Source organism: Burkholderia sp. SIMBA_062, from assembly GCF_046534765.1.
In the GTDB taxonomy this organism is placed as follows: Bacteria; Pseudomonadota; Gammaproteobacteria; order Burkholderiales; family Burkholderiaceae; genus Burkholderia; species Burkholderia ambifaria.
Window position 1 is genome coordinate 1 of record NZ_JAWRYD010000436.1, and the last position, 254, is coordinate 254.

The 254-nt window shown below is 61.0% G+C and carries 1 protein-coding gene; it reads left to right on the plus strand.

Annotation, left to right across the window (positions count from 1 at the left end; genetic code table 11):
- A partial coding sequence (locus tag SB786_RS36975) for an ABC transporter permease (RefSeq protein ID WP_410731679.1) occupies nucleotides 1-254 on the plus strand: 254 nt, incomplete at both ends.

The window sequence follows — 254 nt, forward strand, 5'->3', positions numbered from 1 at the left end:
CTGTTGTCTGTATCGCGTACCGGCGTGGGCGATCCGCAAGCGGGGCAAACAGAGAATCTCGACAGCATTACCGCGGTCGTGCTCGGCGGCACGAGTCTTTTCGGCGGGCGCGGTTCGATTTCCGGCACGCTGCTCGGCGCGCTGATTGTCGGCGTGTTTCGAAACGGCCTGACACTGATCGGCGTTTCTTCGGTCTACCAGGTATTGATCACCGGCATGCTGGTGATTCTCGCGGTGGCCGCGGACAAACTTTC